Annotated in this window: 16 protein-coding genes; 9 read left to right on the top strand and 7 right to left on the bottom strand. The window is 66.8% G+C overall.

Translation table 11 applies throughout. The annotated features are described in order from the left end of the window. Nucleotides 1-311: 311 nt before the first annotated feature. The 6 genes from TRAD_RS04875 to TRAD_RS04850 all read right to left on the bottom strand — a co-directional run bounded on the left by TRAD_RS04875 (nucleotide 312) and on the right by TRAD_RS04850 (nucleotide 7,262). Entirely contained in the window at nucleotides 312-1,184 is an 873-nt protein-coding gene (locus TRAD_RS04875) for an SDR family NAD(P)-dependent oxidoreductase (RefSeq protein ID WP_013177476.1), read from the bottom strand. 371 nt (nucleotides 1,185-1,555) lie between these two features. Then, on the bottom strand, nucleotides 1,556-2,314 hold the full coding sequence (locus TRAD_RS04870) for an ABC transporter ATP-binding protein (protein WP_373466585.1): 759 nt from the start codon (nucleotides 2,312-2,314) through the stop codon (nucleotides 1,556-1,558). A 23-nt stretch (nucleotides 2,315-2,337) separates the two neighbouring features. Further along, the gene (locus TRAD_RS04865) at nucleotides 2,338-3,210 is read right to left on the bottom strand and encodes an ABC transporter ATP-binding protein (protein WP_013177474.1); all 873 of its coding nucleotides are present in this window, start codon (nucleotides 3,208-3,210) and stop codon (nucleotides 2,338-2,340) included. Further along, nucleotides 3,210-4,685, bottom strand: a complete 1,476-nt coding sequence (locus TRAD_RS04860; protein ID WP_013177473.1) for a branched-chain amino acid ABC transporter permease — start codon at nucleotides 4,683-4,685, stop codon at nucleotides 3,210-3,212. The genes TRAD_RS04865 and TRAD_RS04860 overlap by 1 nt, the downstream gene beginning before the upstream one ends. Beyond that, entirely contained in the window at nucleotides 4,682-5,815 is a 1,134-nt protein-coding gene (locus TRAD_RS04855; RefSeq protein ID WP_221401662.1) for a branched-chain amino acid ABC transporter permease, read from the bottom strand. Before TRAD_RS04855 ends, TRAD_RS04860 begins: the two co-directional genes overlap by 4 nt. A 274-nt stretch (nucleotides 5,816-6,089) precedes the next feature. Next, on the bottom strand, nucleotides 6,090-7,262 hold the full coding sequence (locus TRAD_RS04850; protein ID WP_013177471.1) for an ABC transporter substrate-binding protein: 1,173 nt from the start codon (nucleotides 7,260-7,262) through the stop codon (nucleotides 6,090-6,092). Between the two features lie 538 nt (nucleotides 7,263-7,800). Between TRAD_RS04850 and glnA the strand changes: the two genes are divergently transcribed. Both glnA and ruvC read left to right on the top strand, forming a co-directional pair. Then, a complete protein-coding gene (gene glnA, locus TRAD_RS04845; protein ID WP_013177470.1) occupies nucleotides 7,801-9,141 on the top strand; it encodes a type I glutamate--ammonia ligase in 1,341 nt (446 codons plus the stop codon). Nucleotides 9,142-9,240: 99 nt separating this feature from the next. Further along, nucleotides 9,241-9,747, top strand: a complete 507-nt coding sequence (gene ruvC, locus TRAD_RS04840) for a crossover junction endodeoxyribonuclease RuvC (protein ID WP_013177469.1) — start codon at nucleotides 9,241-9,243, stop codon at nucleotides 9,745-9,747. Between the two features lie 258 nt (nucleotides 9,748-10,005). Here the strand turns inward: ruvC and TRAD_RS04835 are convergent, their stop codons facing one another. Then, nucleotides 10,006-13,827: an alpha-amylase family glycosyl hydrolase gene (locus tag TRAD_RS04835; protein WP_013177468.1), complete on the bottom strand. Its 3,822-nt coding sequence runs from the start codon at nucleotides 13,825-13,827 to the stop codon at nucleotides 10,006-10,008. A gap of 391 nt (nucleotides 13,828-14,218) precedes the next feature. Between TRAD_RS04835 and TRAD_RS04830 the strand changes: the two genes are divergently transcribed. The 7 genes from TRAD_RS04830 to TRAD_RS04795 all read left to right on the top strand — a co-directional run bounded on the left by TRAD_RS04830 (nucleotide 14,219) and on the right by TRAD_RS04795 (nucleotide 18,948). Further along, complete coding sequence (locus tag TRAD_RS04830) at nucleotides 14,219-15,130, top strand: helix-turn-helix domain-containing protein (protein ID WP_013177467.1); 912 nt, start codon at nucleotides 14,219-14,221, stop codon at nucleotides 15,128-15,130. Nucleotides 15,131-15,256: 126 nt separating this feature from the next. Beyond that, nucleotides 15,257-15,598, top strand: a complete 342-nt coding sequence (locus TRAD_RS04825; RefSeq protein ID WP_013177466.1) for a YciI family protein — start codon at nucleotides 15,257-15,259, stop codon at nucleotides 15,596-15,598. 54 nt (nucleotides 15,599-15,652) lie between these two features. Further along, the gene (locus TRAD_RS04820; RefSeq protein ID WP_013177465.1) at nucleotides 15,653-16,099 is read left to right on the top strand and encodes a VOC family protein; all 447 of its coding nucleotides are present in this window, start codon (nucleotides 15,653-15,655) and stop codon (nucleotides 16,097-16,099) included. Between the two features lie 25 nt (nucleotides 16,100-16,124). Continuing rightward, nucleotides 16,125-17,009: a VOC family protein gene (locus tag TRAD_RS04815; protein ID WP_013177464.1), complete on the top strand. Its 885-nt coding sequence runs from the start codon at nucleotides 16,125-16,127 to the stop codon at nucleotides 17,007-17,009. A 465-nt stretch (nucleotides 17,010-17,474) separates the two neighbouring features. Continuing rightward, a complete protein-coding gene (locus tag TRAD_RS04805; RefSeq protein WP_013177463.1) occupies nucleotides 17,475-18,032 on the top strand; it encodes a dihydrofolate reductase family protein in 558 nt (185 codons plus the stop codon). Further along, nucleotides 18,029-18,247 carry a helix-hairpin-helix domain-containing protein gene (locus TRAD_RS04800; protein ID WP_013177462.1) on the top strand — a complete coding sequence of 73 codons (219 nt, stop codon included), beginning with the start codon at nucleotides 18,029-18,031 and terminating at the stop codon, nucleotides 18,245-18,247. The genes TRAD_RS04805 and TRAD_RS04800 overlap by 4 nt, the downstream gene beginning before the upstream one ends. After that, nucleotides 18,244-18,948, top strand: coding sequence for a hypothetical protein (locus TRAD_RS04795; RefSeq protein WP_041947150.1), 705 nt, complete (start codon nucleotides 18,244-18,246; stop codon nucleotides 18,946-18,948). The genes TRAD_RS04800 and TRAD_RS04795 overlap by 4 nt, the downstream gene beginning before the upstream one ends. The last annotated feature ends 12 nt before the right edge of the window (nucleotides 18,949-18,960 follow it).

Below are 18,960 nucleotides of genomic sequence, written 5' to 3'. Positions count from 1 at the left end.
CGCCTGCAGGCAGCGCCCCCGGACAAGCTTCGATTCTATGGCAAAACGGTCCCGGTCAAAAGGTCTGGGTTTTTGCGACAGGCGTCCTACGGTGCGCGTTGGCCCTTCTCGCTCTGAGCGCCCGAGCGGTTTGCGAATCCGGGCGCAACCTGGGAGCTGGGCAGCGCGTAGCAGCTGCGGCCACCCTTGGCGCCCGGACTCGCCCGCTAGCCGGGAGCTCCCGAGAGGGCTCGCCGCCCCACACCAGCTTCAAGGCTGAGGGGGCCAGCCCCCGCGTCCGCCGGGTCACAGCCGCTACGGCCGACGGCCCGTCACGACGGCTCCACCTCCCACCCTCGCGGCGCGGGCGCGGACGCCCCGCGAGGGCCACCCACCCCACCCCGCGCCCGCCCGTAAAGCCCGAAGAGCGCGTCCCACGTGCGTTGGGGGGCGAGCGCTTTGGCGATAGGCAGCAGTTTCGAGGCGGTATCGACGCGGTAGACGAGCTTTGGCCGTTTAGCCTCGATGACCCTCAACACGGTGCGCGCGACGCGCTCGGGGTCTTTGCCGTGGCGAATCGCGCTCCGGAAGTCTTCGATCACCCGGTCGCGCAGCGGGGCGTAGTCCGCGATCCGCTGCGCGGCGATCCGCACCTCGTCGGCGGCTTGGGTGCGGATGGTGGTCGCCTCGAGGTAGGAGACCCAGACGCCAAAGCCCTGCACCTCGCGCCGCAGCGCCTCGCTAAAACCCGCCATGGCGTACTTGCCCGCCGAGTAGAGCCCCGCAAAGGGGATGGCCAACGTCGACGCCGCCGAACTCATGTTGATGATCCGCCCCGAGCGCTGCGCGCGCATAGCGGGCAGCACCGCCCTCGTGGTCCGGTGCACCCCGAAGAGAAAGACCTCGAGCTGCGCCTGCGCCTCCTCAAGGCTCGTCTCCTCGACCGCCCCGACGACGCCGAAACCGGCGTTGTTAAAGAGCACGTCGATCCGCCCCGCCGCCTCCAAAACGCTCCTGACGCAGTACTCGACGGACGTGGCCGACGACAGCTCGAGCTGCCGCATGGCGTACGGGGCGCCCGGCGGCCCCTTGCCGTCGCGGCTCGTCCCGAACACGCGGTACCCTTTGCGCGCCAAAAGCGTCGCCGTCGCCTGCCCGATCCCCGACGACGCCCCCGTCACCAGCACGACTTTGGAGGTTTTCATACAACAGACTCTGGCACGCCGCGGCCCCGAAAAACGTGCGCTGCGCCGCCGAACCCTGACGCTCGAGCGCGGGTACTCCGCGCGGTCACGGTACGCGCGTACTAAGCGCCCGCTCTCATGCTACGCTCAGCTCTAGGGAGACTCTCCCTGTCCGCCGGGGGACGTCGCAAACCCGCCAGAGAGGCCGCACGCGGTGCAGCGTCCCTGACAGGTCTGCACCGAGGCGTCCCTCTTCGGCGGGTTGCGCGCGGTCGCAGGGGCCGCACGCCCAGGTGCGCACACCAAAAGGGGCGGTGACGTCACCGCCCCCGATGCGTTGGCCTAAAGACCCGCGCGCACGACCCCTCAGACATCGCCCTTAGACGCCGCTTTTAAACGTCACCCAGGTACGCCCGCTTCATCGCCTCGTTGTGAAGCAGCTCGCGCGCCGGACCCGACAACACCACCTCGCCGGTCTGCAGCACGTAGCCGCGGTCGGCGATCGAGAGCGCGATGTTGGCGTTTTGCTCGACGACAAAGACGCTGATGCCGCGCTCGTTGACCTGCTTGATGATCTCGAAGATCTTCTCGACGAAAAGGGGCGCGAGCCCCATCGACGGCTCGTCCATCAGGATCAGCTTGGGGCGGCTCATGAGCGCGCGGCCCATCGCCAGCATCTGCTGCTCGCCACCCGACATGGTGCCGCCCAGCTGCCCCAGGCGCTCGCCGAGGCGGGGGAAGAGCGAGAACACGTAGTCCATGTCCTCGCGGATGGCGGCGCGGTCGTGGCGCAAGTAGGCCCCTAGCTCGAGGTTCTCCCTGACGGTCATCTTGGGGAAGATGCGCCGGTTTTCGGGGACCACCGCGAGCCCGCGCTCGATGCGCTCAGCGGTCGACATGCCGTCGACGCGTTCGCCGTTGAGGTAGAGCTCCCCCTCGGAGACCCGCACGATACCGAGGATGGTCTTGAGGGTCGTCGACTTGCCCGACGCGTTACCCCCCAAGAGGCAGACCATCTCGCCGGGGTAGATGGTCATGTTCACCTTGTGAAGCACCCGGATCGGCCCGTAGTGCGTGGTGACGTCGCGCAGCTCGAGCAGCTTGGGCCGCTCCTTGTGCCCAGCGGCGCGCGGTTCGGGGGCGGGCCGCACCACGACGCGGCTCGGAGCGACGCTCACCGGGTCACCCGACCCTCCGGCGCACCCCGCGCGCCGCTGGGCTCGTCAAACCCGGTGTGGAGCTCGTCGGTGAGGTCGGCCGTCTTGCCCTCTTCGGCTGCCTTTTTACCGAGGTACGCTTCGATCACCCGCGGGTCGTTGACGACCTCTTTGTACGACCCCTCGGCGATCTTCTGGCCGTAGTCGAGCACCACCACGCGGTCGCTGATCTCACCGACCAAATTCATCTTGTGCTCCACGAGCAAGATGGTGTACCCCCCCTCGTCGCGCATGCGGCGGATGATGCCGGTGATCTCGTTCGTCTCTTTAGGGTTCATCCCGGCGCTCGGTTCGTCCAAAAGCAGCAGCTTGGCGCCGGTCGCCATCGCGCGCGCCATCTCGGTGCGGCGGCGGTTGGCGTAAGAGAGCACGTACACGGGTTGGTGGAGGCGAAAACTCATAAGGCGCGGGCCGAAGAAAGCGAGCTTTTGCAGCGCCCGTTCGTGCATCTCCCGCTCCTGGCGGCGGTAGCCGGGGGTGCGCAGGACCGCCGAGAGCCAGGTCGAACGCAGCTTGTGGTGCTGCGAGATCAGGACGTTCTCGAGCACCGAGAGGTTGGTGAATAGCCGCAGGTTCTGAAAGGTGCGGGCGATCCCTAAGTCGACGATCTGGTTGGGCTTTAACCCGACGATCGAACGCCCCTCGAAGCGGATGTCGCCGGAGTCGGGCCGGTAGACCCCCGTGATGAGGTTGAAGAGCGTCGACTTGCCCGCGCCGTTGGGGCCGATGATCGAGACGATCTCCCCCTCGTTGAGGGTCAAGTCGACGTTGGTGGTCGCCTGCAGCCCGCCGAAAGCTTTGTTCACCCCCCTAAGCTCGAGCATCGCCATCAGCGCGCCCCTTTCTGGTCGTCGCGGCGCTCGGCCTGCGGATCCGGTTCGCGCAGGTTGCGCAGCGCGGCAGTGCGGTCAGGGTTAAGCTCGGGGTTGGTGAGCCACGCGTCCTGCGCCCGTTCCTCATCCGAGGGCCGGTCGCGATGCTCGCGCAGCAGCCACGCCCAGGAGAACTCGGCGCGCCCCATGATCCCTTCTGGCCGGAAGATCATGATAGTTAGCAGCAGCAGCGCGAGCAAAATGGCGCGCATCCCGAACGCTTGAAAGCTCCCCTGCAGCAAGCCGAAGCTGGGCGCGACGAGCGCAAACAGCAGCGCCGCGAGCCCCACGGCTCCGACGACGAGCACAAGCGGCGGCACCCGCGGGCGCAGCCGCCGCCTCGAGCGCAGCACGAGCGCGCCCGCCGCGGCGAGCAGGACCAGCACCCCCGCCGCCGCGAACCAGGTCGTCAGCGGGTACACCTGCTCCAGGGGGTCGCCGTACTGCCGCACGAAGACGACGAGGGCCGTGCCCAAGAGCACGCCGGTGTACGACCCCGTCCCCCCGACCGAGATCGCCACCAGGAAGAAAAAGGTCAGCGTAAAGAGGAAGTAGTCGAGGCGCGCCCCCGAGAGCCACGAGGTGTAGAGCCCCCCCGCGACGCCGGCGAAAAAGGCCGAGAGCGCAAAGGCCAACACCTTGTGATACGCCAGGTTGACCCCCATCGCCTCGGCGGCGATCTCGTCCTCGCGGATGCCCTGCAGCGCGCGCCCGTACGACGAGGTCTTGAATTTCGTCATGACGAAAACGGTCAGCGCGAGAAAGCCGAACGTCCACCAGAGGCTCCGCCCGATCTGCGCGGGCACCCCCGTGTACCCCAGCGAGCCGTTGGTAAAGGGGCCCAGCAAGCTCGTCGAGGCGAGCAGCCGGATAATCTCCCCGAAGCCGAAGGTGACGATGGCCAAGTAGTCGCCGCGCAGCCGCAAGCTCGGGATGCCAACCAAGAGCCCGAAGAGCGCGGCGACCAGACCGCCGATAAAGAGCGCGATGAGAAAGCGGATCCAGAGCGTCTCGGGGGTGGTGAGGGCCTCGAGCCCGAGCGCCCTTAGGCCGTTATTGAGGCTCAGGCCCAAGGTAAAGTCGTTCATCTGGCTCCGCGCGCTCTCGGCGATCTGCTGGCGCCGGATCTCGGGGAGCGTCAGGAGCGCCGTGGTGTAACCGCCAACCAGCATAAAGCCGTGATGCCCCAGCGACAAGATCCCCGTGGTGCCGTTGATCAAGTTGAGGCTGATCGCGGCGACGCCCCAGATGGCGAACAGGGCGCACGCCTGCTTGAACCGGGTCGTCCCTTCGGCGTCGATAAAAGCGATCAGGAGCGCTAAGAGCGCGAGCCCGACGAGCGTCAGGAGGGCGTCGCGCAGGCGTTTGCGACCGGAAAGGGCCGACGTCGCGAGCACGTCGGCGCGAACGGCAGGGCTAGGGGCGCGGCTCATACCTTCTCCGAGAGGTCTTCACCGATAATACCACTTGGGCGAATCAGCAGGATCACGATCAGAAGAAAAAACGCAAAGGTGTCTTTGAACTCGGTCGTGCCGGCGAACATCGCGGGGACGAAATTCTCCAAAAAGCCGAGCAGAAGGCCGCCGATCACCGCCCCCGGCAGCGAGCCGATCCCGCCGATGACGGCCGCGGCAAACGCCTTGAGGCCGGGCAGGAGGCCGAAGATGGCGGGTTGGTTGAGCGAGCCGAAGTTGAGCCCCCACAGCACCCCGGCCGCCGCCGCGAGCGTCGAACCGAGGAAAAAGGTCGTGGCGATCACGCGGTTGACGTTGATCCCCATCATCTGCGCGACTTCGGGGTCTTGCGCGCTCGCCCGCATCGCTTTGCCGAGGCGCGTGCGGTTGACAAATAGCGTCAGCGCCACGACCAAGACGAGCGTAACGAGGGGGATGAGGATCACCATGCGCGAGGTAAAGACCGTGTTGCCAGCCAGCGGAAACTGCAAAAACTGCGTCCACGAGGTCGCCGGCCGGTAGGGCGTCTGGTTGCGGGTAAAGGCGAGGAGCCCAAAGTTCTGCAAAAAGAACGACATGGCGATCGCGGTGATAAGGAGCGAGATGCGGGGGGCGCCGCGCAGCGGGCGGTAAGCGACCCGGTCGAGGGTGATCCCGACGACGCCGGTAATCAGCATCGCCAGCAGCATCGCGGCGATCCAGTTGAGCGACGCGGCGCTCAGCGCGAGCGTAAACCCGACGAAGCCGAGCGCGCCAGCGCCCAGTACCACGGGGTCTTGCAGCTTGCCGCGCCAGAGGTTGACGGCGTACATCAGCCCGGCGGCGGCGAGAGCCGCGGCGAAGAGCGCCCACGGCAAGCTGTAGGGGGTGTTGGCGAAGAGGAAAAAGGAGGTGAATGCGCCCACCATAAACACCTCGCCGTGCGCGAAGTTGATAAGGCGGATGATGCCGTAGACCATCGTGTAACCGAGGGCGATCAGCGCGTAGAGGCTGCCGAGCTGCAGCGCGCTTAGGAGCGCGCCCACAAAGAACGCGAGCGTGTAGTTGCCCGTCCCGACGATAAGATAGGCGACGCGCCCAATGATCAGCGCGAGCAGCCCCCCGATCACCAGCCAAGGGGTTACCTGAACCCGCCTGGGCCGTTGTACCTGCGTACTAACCAAGTGTGTCACCTCGTAAAGCGCGTGAAATAGCGAGCGCCCCCCATCGCCTACACCGCTTACGACAAGGGCCTGCTCGAGCCGAAAAGGGAGCGACCGGGTCCCAGCGAGGACCATCTGGGGCACCTCAGACGTTTGCAGGGTAGTAAGATAGCAGCGTCCGAAGCTCACCTAAAAGGGGCGGGCCGAAACCCGCCCCCCGTGTTAAAGCGCGTGGCGCTGGCTACTGCGCCCCTTCAAACTGGCGCACGAGCCCCTCGAGCGCCACCTTCGTCCAGGCTTCACCCCCTTCGCCCGGCACCTGGTACTCGAAAAAGCCCAGGATGCGGTTTGTGGGGGTGCCGTCGGTACCCGCGTAGGTGATCGGGCCGCTGACGCCGGGGAAGTTCTCGAGTTCGGCCAAGGCGTCGCGCACCGCCGCCGGGTCGTCCGAACCAGCCGCCTCGATGGCGGCGACCAGCACGTTGAGCGCGTCGGCGCCCGCTAGGGTAAAGCCGTTAAAGGTGCCGTTGGGGTGGCTTTCTTGGAACTGCGCGCGGAACTCCTCGGCGCGCGCGGCGGCTTCGGGGTCGCTGCCGAGCTGCTCGGGTTCGGCGAAAGCGGTAAAGCGGAAGCCGTCAAACGCCTGCCCACCACCGTCGGGGCACTGCGCGTCGTCGGTGCCGTCGCCGCCCATCATGGGGACGTCAAAGCCCTGCTGCAGAAGCTGCGGCAAGAGCGCGGCGAGCTCCGTGCAGAACCCAGGGGTGTAGATGGCGTCGGGGTTAAAGGCGCGGATGTCGTTGATCTGCGCGGCGAAGTCCACGGTGCCGGCGGTGTAGTCCACCACGACCGTTTCGCCGCCGAGCTCCTGGAAGGTGTCGCTGAAAAAGCCCGCGAGCCCGAACGAGTAGTCGTCGTCTTGCTGCCGGAAAACGGCCACGCGGCGCGCCTCGAGATCGTTATACATGTACTCGGCGGCGACCGCACCCTGGAATTCGTCGTTATAGGCGACGCGGAAGATGTAGTCGCCGATCTGGGTGGTGGCGTTGTTCGTCGAGGAGGGCGTGATCATCACGATACCGGCCTCTTGGAGCACCTCGGCGGCGGGGATCGCCTGGCTCGAGGCGCCCGAACCGAGCACCGCCACGACCCCTTCGTCGACGAAGCGGTTGGCGCACGACACCGAACCCTCCGGCGTCGAGGCGTTGTCGCAGACCGAGAGCTCGATGGGGCGGCCCAACACCTCGCCGAGACTCTGCTGCATCGCCTCCATCCCCTCGAGCTCGGGGGTGCCGAGCGAGACGAGGCGGCCGGAGAGCTCGAGGTTCACCCCGATGCGGATCGGCTCCTGCGCCAACGCGACCCCTCCAGCGAGCGCAGCGAGAACGGAAAGAGAGACCAACGGTTGCTTCATCGCTTCCTCCTCTTATGCCCTTTGTGGTGTTTTACGAGGGCATCATACTCTACTGGCTTTCGGGTGTGTCAACGCTTCCTGAAAGTTTGGTGAAGAGCGCGCCACCTCCCTAGGGAGCAAACATCGGTTCAGCGTGGGGCGGAGCGCACCGACGACCTCGGCGGTACAGGGACGCTTTGCAACTTTATACACCCGCGCGGCCACCTCCACGCACCACCGGACGTTCTGCCACCACTCAGGTCCTCATCACGCGATCTGGCTCACAACCCCCTTGTAGCACCCCAACCAGGAAGTGACGACGGGTCAAGGCGGCCCTTCGTCACAGAATTTTAGCACACTCGGCACTTTTCCGGGAGACGGGCCACCGCCGGCGGGGCGCACCACGCGCGGCGCACGCCACGAACGGCTTTTTTGCACAAGCGCCCTCTTGGTGACACCAAAAGCATCAATTCGGAGTCTAAAATCGCAATTTTGGGCTTGACATTTGACCAAACGTACGTCATAGTCATCCCAACCGGCTTATCCGGTAGGAGGCGAGATGGCGTACTCACAGAGCGAGATCCGACAGATTTTAGACTCCGAAAACGTTAAATTTTTGCGTCTTCAGTTCACCGACATCATGGGGATGAACAAAAACGTCGAGCTGCCGGTGTCGCAGTTTGACAAGGCGCTCGACGGCGAGATCATGTTTGACGGCTCCTCGATCGAGGGCTTTACCCGCATCGAAGAGTCGGACATGCTCCTCAAACCCGACTTTGATACCTTTTTGATCTTCCCGACGCTCGTCGAAGGGGACGCGCGCGGCAAGGTCGCGCGGCTCATCTGCGACATCGCCTACCCCGACGACACCCCCTTCCCCGGCGACCCGCGCTACGTCCTCAAGCGCCAGATCGAAAAGCTGCAGGGGATGGGCTTCGACAACATGTACGCGGGCCCCGAACCGGAGTTTTTCCTCTTCTGGCGCGACCACGAAGGGCGCCCGACCACCGTGACGCACGACGCTGCCGGCTACTTCGACCTCGCCCCGGTCGACAAGGGCGAAGAGGCGCGCCGCGACATGGTCAACGCTCTTGTCGAGATGGGCTTTGAGATCGAGGCGGCCCACCACGAGGTCGCTCCGGGACAACACGAGATCGACTTCAAGTACGAAGACGCCCTGACGACCGCCGACAACATCTCGACCTTTAAGCTTATCGTCAAGCGCATCGCCATCAACCACAACCTGCACGCGACCTTTATGCCCAAACCCGTCGCGGGGATTAACGGTTCGGGGATGCACACCCACCTCTCGCTCTTTAAAGACGGCCAGAACGCCTTTTACGACGAGGGGGCCGAGTACCAGCTGTCGGACACGGCGCTCCACTGGATCGCGGGGCTTTTAGAGCACGCCGAGGGGATGGTGGCGCTCACCAACCCGACCGTCAACTCGTACAAGCGCCTGACGCCCGGTTACGAAGCGCCCACCAACATCGCCTGGTCGGCCTCGAACCGCAGCGCCATGATCCGCATCCCGGCGCGGCGCGGCGTCGGGACGCGGAGCGAGCTGCGGATGCCCGACCCGGCTTGTAACCCCTACTTGGCGCTCTCGGCGATGCTAGCTGCCGGCATGGACGGCATCGCCAACCGCCTGATGCCGCCCCCCCCCATTCAGCGCAACATCTACCACATGAGCGTCCGCGACCGCCGCAAGCACAAGATCCGCGAGCTGCCGGGGACGCTGCGCGAGGCGATCAACGCCCTTGAAAAAGACCCTGTGATCAAGAGCGCTCTGGGCGAGCACGCCTACAGCCACTTCGTCGAGGCCAAACGCCAGGAGTTCGACGCCTACCGCGTCACCGTGCACGAGTGGGAGCTGGATACCTACTTGGCGGAGTACTAGAGGGCCCGTAGCGCGTGGCCTGTGGCTGGTGGGCGGGTTGTCACGAGCCACAGGCCACCCAATTTTGTGTCCCGTACACAAAGTGTGTATGGTAGAGGGGTGAACCGCACCCGCCCCCCCCTGACGGTCGTCGGGCTCGACCCCGGCCTCGCCAACTTAGGGCTCGGGGCGGTGCGCGAGGTGGGTCGCGCGGTGACGCTCTTGGGCGCCAAGCTCGTGCGGACCTCGCCGAGCGCCGAGCAGAGCGCACGTCTCGAGACCCTCTACCGCGAGGTCTCGAGGTTTTTCGCGCTCTACGAACCCGACGTCCTGGCCCTTGAAGGGCAGTACTTCCACCGGCAGCGCGAGGTCGCCTTCAAGGTCGGCCAAGCGTGCGGGGTGTGCCTGTTAGCGGCCCAAGAACACGGGCTCGAGGTCGTCGAGTACGGCCCCATGCAGGTCAAACAGGCGCTCGTCGGCACCGGGCGGGCGAGCAAAGCGCAGGTGGGCTATATGGTGCGGGCGACGCTAGGGCTCAAGGAGACGCCCGAGAGCCACCACGTCGCCGACGCGCTCGCGCTCGCCCTCACCCACCTCAGCGCTCGGCAGTTCCAGCTGCTGCGCTGAGGCCCCTGCGCTTACGCACTGCCCGCTCAGCAAGGCGCGGCAAACGAGCGCCGGTGGCCCGACCGCCGCCACCGGACGGCGCCCGCACTCCCGGCGATCGCCGGCACACCGGCGTCCTCCTTATTCAGCACGATGTTTTGTGCCAGGGGCCGCGCCGCGCAGCACCCCCCGCGCTTAGAGGTGCTACAGGGCGCTAACGACGCGTGGGGCGTTCCCCACGCGTCACCTCGTTGCGCGTCGTTGCCGTCTGCTTATCGCTTACTTTTTCCCCTTGCGCCCTTTGCGCTTGGTGGAGGGCTTTTTCCTGCGCTTGGTGCCCGCCGCCCCGCTCGGCTTCGCAGCGGTGGTCGGCTCATCGGTAGCCGACGCGGTCGGCGCAGCTGGCGCCGGCGCTGGTGCCGCGTCGTCTTGCCCCGACCCCACCGTCTCAGCGGCCGCTTCCGTCGCCTCGTCGGGCGCTGCACCTGGCGCCGCCTCGCTCGCGGCTGCCGACGCCGCATCGGAGCCCTCGCGCGGCGCATCGGACACCGCCTCGGGAGCGGTGTCAGCCGTCGTGGCCTCCGGCACGGCCGCTACCGCGTCGGTCGCCTCCGGGGCCGTGTCGGCGCCCGCTGCCGCCACCTCGTCCGGGGCCGCGAAGAGCTCGCTCGCGTCGCCCGCGGCGTGCGCGTCGCGTTCGCTGAGCGCGCGCAGCACCTCGGCGTGAGCGCTGAGGGTGCGCTCGCCTTGCTCGCCGCTGGCCGCTAGGAGCGACGCGGCGAGGAGCCGCGCGGTGAGTTCGGCGTAAGCAGTGCGGTCGTACGGTGCCCGCCCCTCGCCAGAGGTCGCCTCGAGCGCGAGAAAGGCGCGCGCGGCGGGATCGCCTTCGAGCTGGGTCAACAGCGCCGCCGCGCCCTCTAGGTAGCGCGGAGCAAAGCGCACGAGAAGGTCGGTTAGCGCCAGGGTGCGTTCGGGGTCGCCAAGGCCCGCTCCAGCGAACGCCTCGCGCAGGGGCGCAGCGAGCCGCAGCGCCTCTAGCCCCGCCCCCGTCGCCTCCTCGAGCGCCCCCAGGACGAGCGCGGCGTAGAGCGTCCCGCTCCCCTCGTCGGTGAGCTTCGTGCGCAGGTCGCGCTCGAGCGCCTCCCGCAGCGCCGCCGGCGCCCCTGGCGCGAGCGGCTCCAAAACGGGTAGGGCGATCAGCTGTTCAAGCTGCGCCGCGAAGCGCGCCTGAAGGGCCGCTACGCTCTCGGGGTCGTCAGCCGCCGCCCCCGCACCGAGCCCCTCGCGCCGCGCGACGTCGGCCGCGGCCGCGAGCGTCCGCGCGAGGCGCTCTGGCAGCTCGAGCTGCACGCTGCGCTGAAAAGCGCTCCCGCGCTCCCCGCGCAGCGCCCGGATCACCTCGGCGTTGACGAGCTCCCCGAAGGTCCGCCGCAGCTCGCCGTACGTCACCCCCTCGAGGGCCGCTTCGAGGTCGCGCACCCCGCGGCCGCCGAGCTCCCGCTCGAGGCGTTCAAAGCGGCCGTCGGTGTCTTCAACTTCGCGAAAGTCGACGAACACCTGGTACTTATAGGCCTCGAGCGCGAGCGCGAGCCCCCCCTGAAGGTCGCGGCTGCGGCGCACGAACGAGAGCCCCGAGATCTGGTCGCGAAAGGTCACGAAGTCGCGCTCCCCCGCGCGCAACCCGAGACCCTGCAGCAGCGTCGCCTGCGGCCGCCCCGCGAGCGGCGTCGACTCCCGAATCCAACCGTGCGCCGGCGCGAAGGTGTTGTTAAAGGTGACGAGCGACGCCTCGCCGTCGACTAAGTTGGAGTAGACGAAGACGTCCTCGTTGACCCCGCCCCCTGCGGTGTGCAGGTCGTAGAGCCGGAAGTTCTCCACCTCGGCGAACTGGTAGCGGCGGTGCAGCAGCGGGAAGATCTCGCGCTCGTGGCGCTCCAGGAGCCAGCGGTCGGGCGTCTCGTCGAGCTTCGCGCGGCGGTACTCCATGCCGTACTTTTCCGTAAACCCCTCGATTTGGCCGTGCCCGAACATCGGCAACCCCGGCATGGTCGCCATCATCACGCAGACGCCGAAGTACTTGTCGTCTTTGCCGAACTGCGCCACGGCGGTCTCTTCGTCGGGGTTATTCATAAAGTTGACGAAGCGCTTGAGGATCTCGGGTTCAAACTCGAGGATGTTGCGGATGCTCTGGCGGTACTTGGCGTTGTCCTCGTTTTTGAACATGTGCATAAAGGCGCTGTTGTAGACCCTATGCATCCCCAACGTGCGGACGAAGTAGCCCTCCATCATCCAGAACGCTTCGGCTAGAAGCAGCGTGTCGGGCACCTCTTGCGCCACGCGGTCGACGACCTCGCGCCAAAACTCGTTGGGCAAGGCCTTTTCGAAGTCCTCCGTGCGCATCGCGCCGTACTGCGCGCGCGAGGCGATCGCCCCGCCAGTCCCCGGCTCCGGGAACCAGAGGCGCTGGATGTGCTGCTTGGCGAGCGTCATGGCGGCGTCAAAGCGGATGATCGGCGAAAGGCGCGCGACGTGCAAGATGGTCTGGATCACCGCCTCGCGCGCCTCGGGGTTTAAGTAGTTGATCTGCGCGGTGTCGTTCCACGGCATCGAGGTGCCGTCGTTGCCGTGGTAGATGTAGCGCACCTCGCCGGTCGCGCGGTCTAGGCGCTTAAAGACCACCGCCGCGTCCGACGAGTCAAAGTAGTGATCCTCCAAAAAGATGCCGACGCGCTCGTCTTGCGACAAATCGGGGCCGTTAAACGTGTAGCTCGGGTAGGGCGACTCGGGGAGCTGCAAAAACCAGTCGGGGTGCTCGATCACCCAGCGCCCGTCGATACCGACGTGGTTGGGGACCATGTCCGAAGCGAGGCGGATACCGCGCTCCCAAGCGCGCGCCTTGAGGTTTTCAAAGGCTTCGAACCCGCCTAGGTCCTCGGCGATGACGTAGTCGTAAAGGGCGTACGCCGAGGCCACCGCGTCGGGGTTGCCGCGCAGGTGCTTGATCGTCTTTGACGCTTTGCTCCGCTCCCAGAGCCCGATCAGCCAGAGCGCCGTGAAACCGCGCCGCGCGAGCTCGTCGAGCTCCTCATCGGGGATCTCATCGAGGCGCGTGATGTCGCGGCCGTAGCGTTTGGAGAGCTGATCGAGCCACACGAAGGTGCTCTTGGCGAGCATCACCACCCGCGGCATCCACGACGAATCCGGTGAAAATGCCTCGTACTCGTCGGGGGTGACGCCACCCGTCGGGGGGCGGTAGGCGGCGGGGTTGAGGGCCTCGACGGGACCGGGGCCGCCGACGAAGGTCGGCTTGGTCTCCTCTTTGAGGGTGTCCGAGGCTTTGAGAAGCTCCCCGAGCAGCTCCGGCAACTCCCCCATGGGCAGCGCCCCCCAACGCTCGCGCATAAAGGCGAGCTGCCCCTCTAACGAGGTCGCCGCAGCGCGCATAGGTGCCCGCAGGAGGTCGAAGAGCTTCTGCCCCGTATCGCCGAAGTCTGGCTCACCGGCAAAAAACGCCTCGAGCCCGGCCATCAGCTCGCGGTAGCGCGTCCCCTGCAGGTCCGCCGTTTCAAAAAGGTCGCTCAGGCGTTCTAACGCGGGGTTCTCAGCAGCGAGGTAGAGGAGCAGCGCCCCCTCGAAGGCGAGCGTGCGGTTGGGGATACCGGCCGTGGTGCCCGCCAGGTAGGCGTCCGGCGTGACCTCCCCTTGCTCGATCGCTTTGGGCGGAAACGCGGCGAGGTAACGCTTCAAGGTCCCCTCGAGGTCGCCGCGGCCGAGCTCCCTTTCGAGGTGCGCGTAAGCACGCTCGAGCGCCCTCGGGTCGACCGTCTCTAGGTAGCTCGTGACGATGAGCCGCAGCGTCTCCTGAAAGAGCGCCGCGGCGTAGAGCTCACCCGCGCGCACGCGCGGCGCGAGCATCAGCGCGTCGCGCCGCCTGTTGATGTGCTCGGCGAGGAGGCGCGCGGTGCGCAGGTCGATGACCTTGAGAGCGCCCCACTCGGTCCGAGCGTCGTCGGCGAAGGTGTAACGTTCCTGCGCGCGGCGCGCGAGCGGCAGCTCGGGGAGAAGAGCGCGCTGGCGCGAGAAGAAAAAGCTCACGACCATCCGCCGCGCGGGGTGCTCGCTAGGAACCAAGACGCTAGGCAGGGCTTCGCGCCTCGAGCAGAAGGCGCACGCAGCTCGTTGCAGGGTGTCATAAGTCTTCCTCTCCGGCGTTAGGGTTTTTGGGGGCACCACCGGGCGCTTGCGCGACGCGCCTCACCTGTAAGGGGCTAACTGGGTGCCTTGTCTCTCGAGCAGCTTAGCACGCCCTTCTCAAGAGGTCGCTGGCCCCCCCTCGTCGCACCGAGGAGCACCGGTCGGCACACCAACCCCTACCCTGACGGCTTGAGATACCTTAAATATTGAGGTATTCTACCTTAGCAGCCGATGGATCGTGTTCACTCGAGCCGCTGTAGGGGTGGGGCCCCGCGGAGGTTTCCGCAAAGGAGGAACGATGATTCTGCGCGACTACAGCCAGCCCCAGCGGCGCGGCGTCACTATGGACGCGCCCTGCAAGCTTTTCGGTTGGCCCAACGTGGTGGTGCAGGCGCGCGCCGAAGCGACCTTCTACCCCGCGCACCAAAGCCCCCTCACCCTTAAAACCGTGCGCGCCGGACGCGAAGTGAGCGAAGTCGGCCGCGCGCGCTTCGCCGTCACGCCGGGGCGCTACTTGCTCCTCAATGCTGGCGCGCACGCCCACGAGACCGACGCGGGCACCGAGGTCTTCACCCTGATGTTTCGCGCCGGTCTCGCCGCCGAGGTGCAGGCCGCCCTCACGCTGCCGCACGAGCGGCTGCTCGAGCACCCCGCACCCGAAGGGCGCGACCCCGAGTTCTTCGAGCGCACCTACCCGGACGACCCGGCGCTCAAGGGGCTGCTGAGGCGGCTATCTTGGGAGGTGCGCAAGCGCAACCTCTTGCAGAGCGAGCTAGAGGAACGCTTCCACCCGGTTTTGGCGCGGCTTTTGGCGCTGCACGAGGGGGTGGTGGCTGAGGCGCAGAGCCTCCCCGCCGCACGCCCCACCACCCGCACCGAACTCTACCGGCGCCTCTGGCGCGCTCGGGAGTTTCTCGAGGCCTCTTTCACGGAGCGCGTCACGCTTCCCGACATCGCCGCCGCCGCTGAGCTTTCCCCGCACCACCTGTTGCGGCTCTTCAAGGCGGTCTTCGGCGAGACGCCGCACCAGCTCACCACCCGGCGGCGCTTGGAGCGCGCCGAAGAACTCCTTTTGAGCACCGACCGGAGCGTGACCGACATCTGCTTCGACGTCGGCTTCGAGAGCCTGGGATCCTTTAGCACGCTCTTTAAGGCGCGTTTTGGCCTCTCCCCGGCCCAGCGCCGCGCCGCGCTGCCACAAGCTGCCTAAACGCGCAAGATTCGAGAAGCCATCCCGGAACGCGCCCTTTAGGCTAAGCGTTGAAGGAGGCACCACATGGGCGTCACCAAACTGGACTCGGAGGCGGCCCGTCGCGGCCGACCGCAAGGAGGAGCAATGCCCCGCTACCTGATCTCGTTCGACGACGGTTCGATGGATCACATCCCCGAGGAAGACCTGCCCGCGGTGGACGCCTCAGCGCACGCGGTCGTCCGGGACGCCAAGGCCGCCGGGGTCTGGATCTTCGGCGGCGGGCTTCAGCGCCAGCAGGCGAGCATCGTGGCGACGGACGGCAACCTCACCGCAGGCCCCGTACCGGAGACGAAGGCGGTCATCGGTGGCTTTTCGATTATCGAGGTAGCTTCGCGCGAGGAGGCGCTCGCGTGGGCGGCCCGGATCGCCAAGGGATGTCGGTGCCCGCAAGAAGTCCGCGAAATCCTGTTCGACCCGGAGTCCTGACGAGACCGTGAAGCGCTTAGGCCGTGAAGACCATCCAGCCATGAGGAGGCAAGTATGAAAGCCGTTCACCCCTATCTCAACTTCAGCGGCAACACCGAGGAGGCCTTTGCCTTCTACCAGTCCGTCTTCGGCGGCGAGGTTTTCGGCGTGATGCGCTTCCGGGACTTCCCGGACAACGCCATGAACGTGCCGGAGGGCGACCTGGACAAGATCGCCCACATCGCGCTGCCGCTCGGCCAGGGCACCGTGCTGATGGGGACGGACGCGCTTTCGTCCCTCGGCCAGACGTTGCGGATGGGCAACAACGCCTACATCTACCTCGAGGCCGACAGCGCGGAGGAGGCGCAAGGGCTTTTTAGCGCGCTCGCCGAGGGCGGCCACACCGAGATGCCCTTGCAGAGGGTCGAATGGGCCGAGCGCTACGGCGTCTGCACCGACAAGTTCGGCGTGCAGTGGATGGTCGGCTACACCGGCGACGCGGGGCAAGCGGCCGCGCAGTAAGCAACGTTCAGCGAGGAGGCGTATCATGCAAAAAATCACCCCCAACCTGTGGTTTAACGGCCAGGCCGAGGAAGCCGCGCGCTTTTACGCGTCGCTCTTTCCGGGCGCGTCGGTCGGGACGGTCGCGCGCTTCGACGAAGCTTCGGCGGCGGCTTCCGGCATGCCCGAGGGCAGCGTCCTGACCGTTCCCTTCCAGCTTGCCGGACAGGACTTCTTGGCGCTGAACGGCGGCCCGCAGTTCAAATTCACCCCGGCGACGTCGTTTTTCGTCACCCTAGGCAGCGAACGGGAGGTGGACGCGCTCTGGAAGGGACTCTCGGAGGGCGGCGGCGTCCTCATGCCGCTGCAGCGCTACGACTGGAGCGACCGCTACGGCTGGCTCCACGACCGCTACGGCCTCACGTGGCAACTCAGTCTCGGGGAAGCGGAGCAGACCATCGTCCCATCGCTCCTCTTCGTCGGCGAGCAGCACGGCAAGGCCGAGGCGGCGCTGCGGCGCTACGTGGAGGTCTTCGAGGAGGTGTTCGGGGACTCAAGGCTCGAGGGCGTCCTCCACTACGGCCCCGGCGAAGAAGCGCCGGGCACCGTCAAGCACGCGCAGTTCAGGCTGGCAGGCCACACCTTCACGGCGATGGACAGCGGCCTTGACCACGGCTTCACCTTCACCGAGGCGGTGTCCTTTATCGTCCACTGCGAGACGCAGGCTGAAATCGACGCGCTCTGGGAGCGGCTCTCGGCGCACCCCGAAGCGGAGGGGTGCGGCTGGCTCAAGGACGCGTTCGGGGTGTCGTGGCAGGTCGTCCCGGCGGCCCTGCCGGAATGGCTCGCCGACCGTGAGCGCTCGGAGCGGGTCATGGCGGCCATGCTGCCCATGAAGAAGCTCGATATCGGGGTGCTCGAGCGCGCGTGAAGCTGGTCGTGACCGAATTTTTGTCGCTCGACGGCGTGTTTGAAGACCCCGCCCCGCCGCCGGGCTACCCGAGCGCGGCCATCGGTCAGTTCAAGCGCGATGAGCTGTTCGGGAGCGACGCCCTCTTGCTGGGCCGCGTGACCTTTGAAGGTTTCGCCGCGTACTGGCCGACGGTGGCGGGGACGAGCGACTTCGCCGACCGGATGAACCGCCTGCCCAAGTACGTCGCCACGACCACGCTGGAAGCGCTCGAGTGGAACGCCACCGCCCTTCAAGGGGACATGGTGACGGCAGTCGAGGAGCTGAAACGGCAACCGGGCCGCACCCTCCATCGTCCCCGCGCTGCTCGGGCGGGGCCTCCGCCTGTTTGGTGGCGTGAGCGCGGCCAGGCTCGAGCCGACCCGCGCGCTCGAGTCCCCCGGCGCGACCCACCTTCGGTTTCGCGTCCTCAGATAGGAGACCGCCGTGCGAAAGCTCAAACTGCAAGTCGTGACCTCCGTAGATGGCTTTATCGCCGGGCCGAACGGCGAGATGGACTGGGTGACCCACGACTGGGACGACGACCTCAAAAGCTACGTGGAGGGCCTCACCGCGTCGGTGGACTGCATCGTGCTGGGCCGCCGGCTCGCCGAGGGCTTCATCCCGCATTGGGCTGCCGTCGCCGCCGACCCGGAGCACCCGGAGAGAGAATCCGGACGGCTCTTTACCGACCTGCCCAAGGTGGTCTTCACCCACACCCTCGAGACCTCCCCCTGGCCCAACACCGCCTTGGCGACAGGCGACCTGGCGGAAGCCATCCTCCGGCTCAAGAAGGAGACGGGCGGCGACCTCATCGCCTACGGGGGCGGGACGTTCGTCTCGAGCCTCACCCAACGCGGCCTCATTGACGAGTTTCACCTGCTGGTCAACCCGGTCGCGCTGGGGAGCGGGATGGCGATATTTCCTGAAAGAGCGAGGCTGAGGCTCGAGGCCGCCCGCGCGTTTCCCTGCGGCGTCGCGCTGCTCCGCTACGGCAGGGCGTGACGCGCATAGACGACTTTCCGCGAGGGGTGGGCAAGGTCGCCATTCGGGAGCTGAAGCGCGCCGGGTACACGCGGCTCGAGCAGTTCGCGGGCGTCTCCGAAACCGAACTGCTCAAGCTCCACGGCGTGGGGCCGAAGGCGCTGGCGGTGCTCCGGGAAGCCCTCGCCGAGCGGGGGTTGGCGTTTGCCTCAAGCTCGTCGGAGGGGGCTTCATGACGGGCATCTTGGAGCGGGCCAAAACGTTTTTTCAGCAAGACGGGCGGCTCTTGGAACGCCACCTCTTTCACCACCTCTTCGAAAACGGCCCGCGCGAGGCCGTGCTGCGCTCGCTGCTGGCCTACCAGACCGAGGTGGGCGGGTTCGCCTACGGTCTCGAGCCCGACAAGCGCAGCTCCAATCCGCAGCCCATCGACCAGGAGCAGGCGCTTCGGGTCTTGGCCGACATCGGCTCGGACGCTAGAACGCTGGAGCGCATCCTGGGTTTCTTGCCGACCCTCACCACCCCGGAGGGCGGCTTACCCTTCGTTCTGGAAACGGTGGCCGACGCACCCCGCGCGCCCTGGTGGAACACCGACCCAGGCCCACCCGCCAGCCTCAACCCGACCGCGAGCGTCGCGGGGCTGCTCTACGCGCTGGGCGTGACGCATCCGTGGCTGGGGGCGGCGACGGCGTTCGTTTGGGAAAGGCTCGAGGTTCTCGCCGAGTCCGACCCGCACACGCTGCTGAGCGTGCTGGTGTTTTTGGAGCACGTCCCCGACCGGGACAGAGCCGAGAAAGCTCTTACCCGTCTTGCCGACGATATCCGGCGCAATACCGAGCTGGCGACGGACGCGCCCGGCTACGTCTTTCCGCCCTACGCCTTCGCGCCCACGCCAGACAGCTTAGGCCGCACGCCTCTACGAGAGGACACTTTTTGAGCGGCATCTGGA

The organism is Truepera radiovictrix DSM 17093 (assembly GCF_000092425.1).
Classification (GTDB): Bacteria; Deinococcota; Deinococci; order Deinococcales; family Trueperaceae; genus Truepera; species Truepera radiovictrix.
This window is presented reverse-complemented; position numbering and strand designations above follow the sequence as displayed.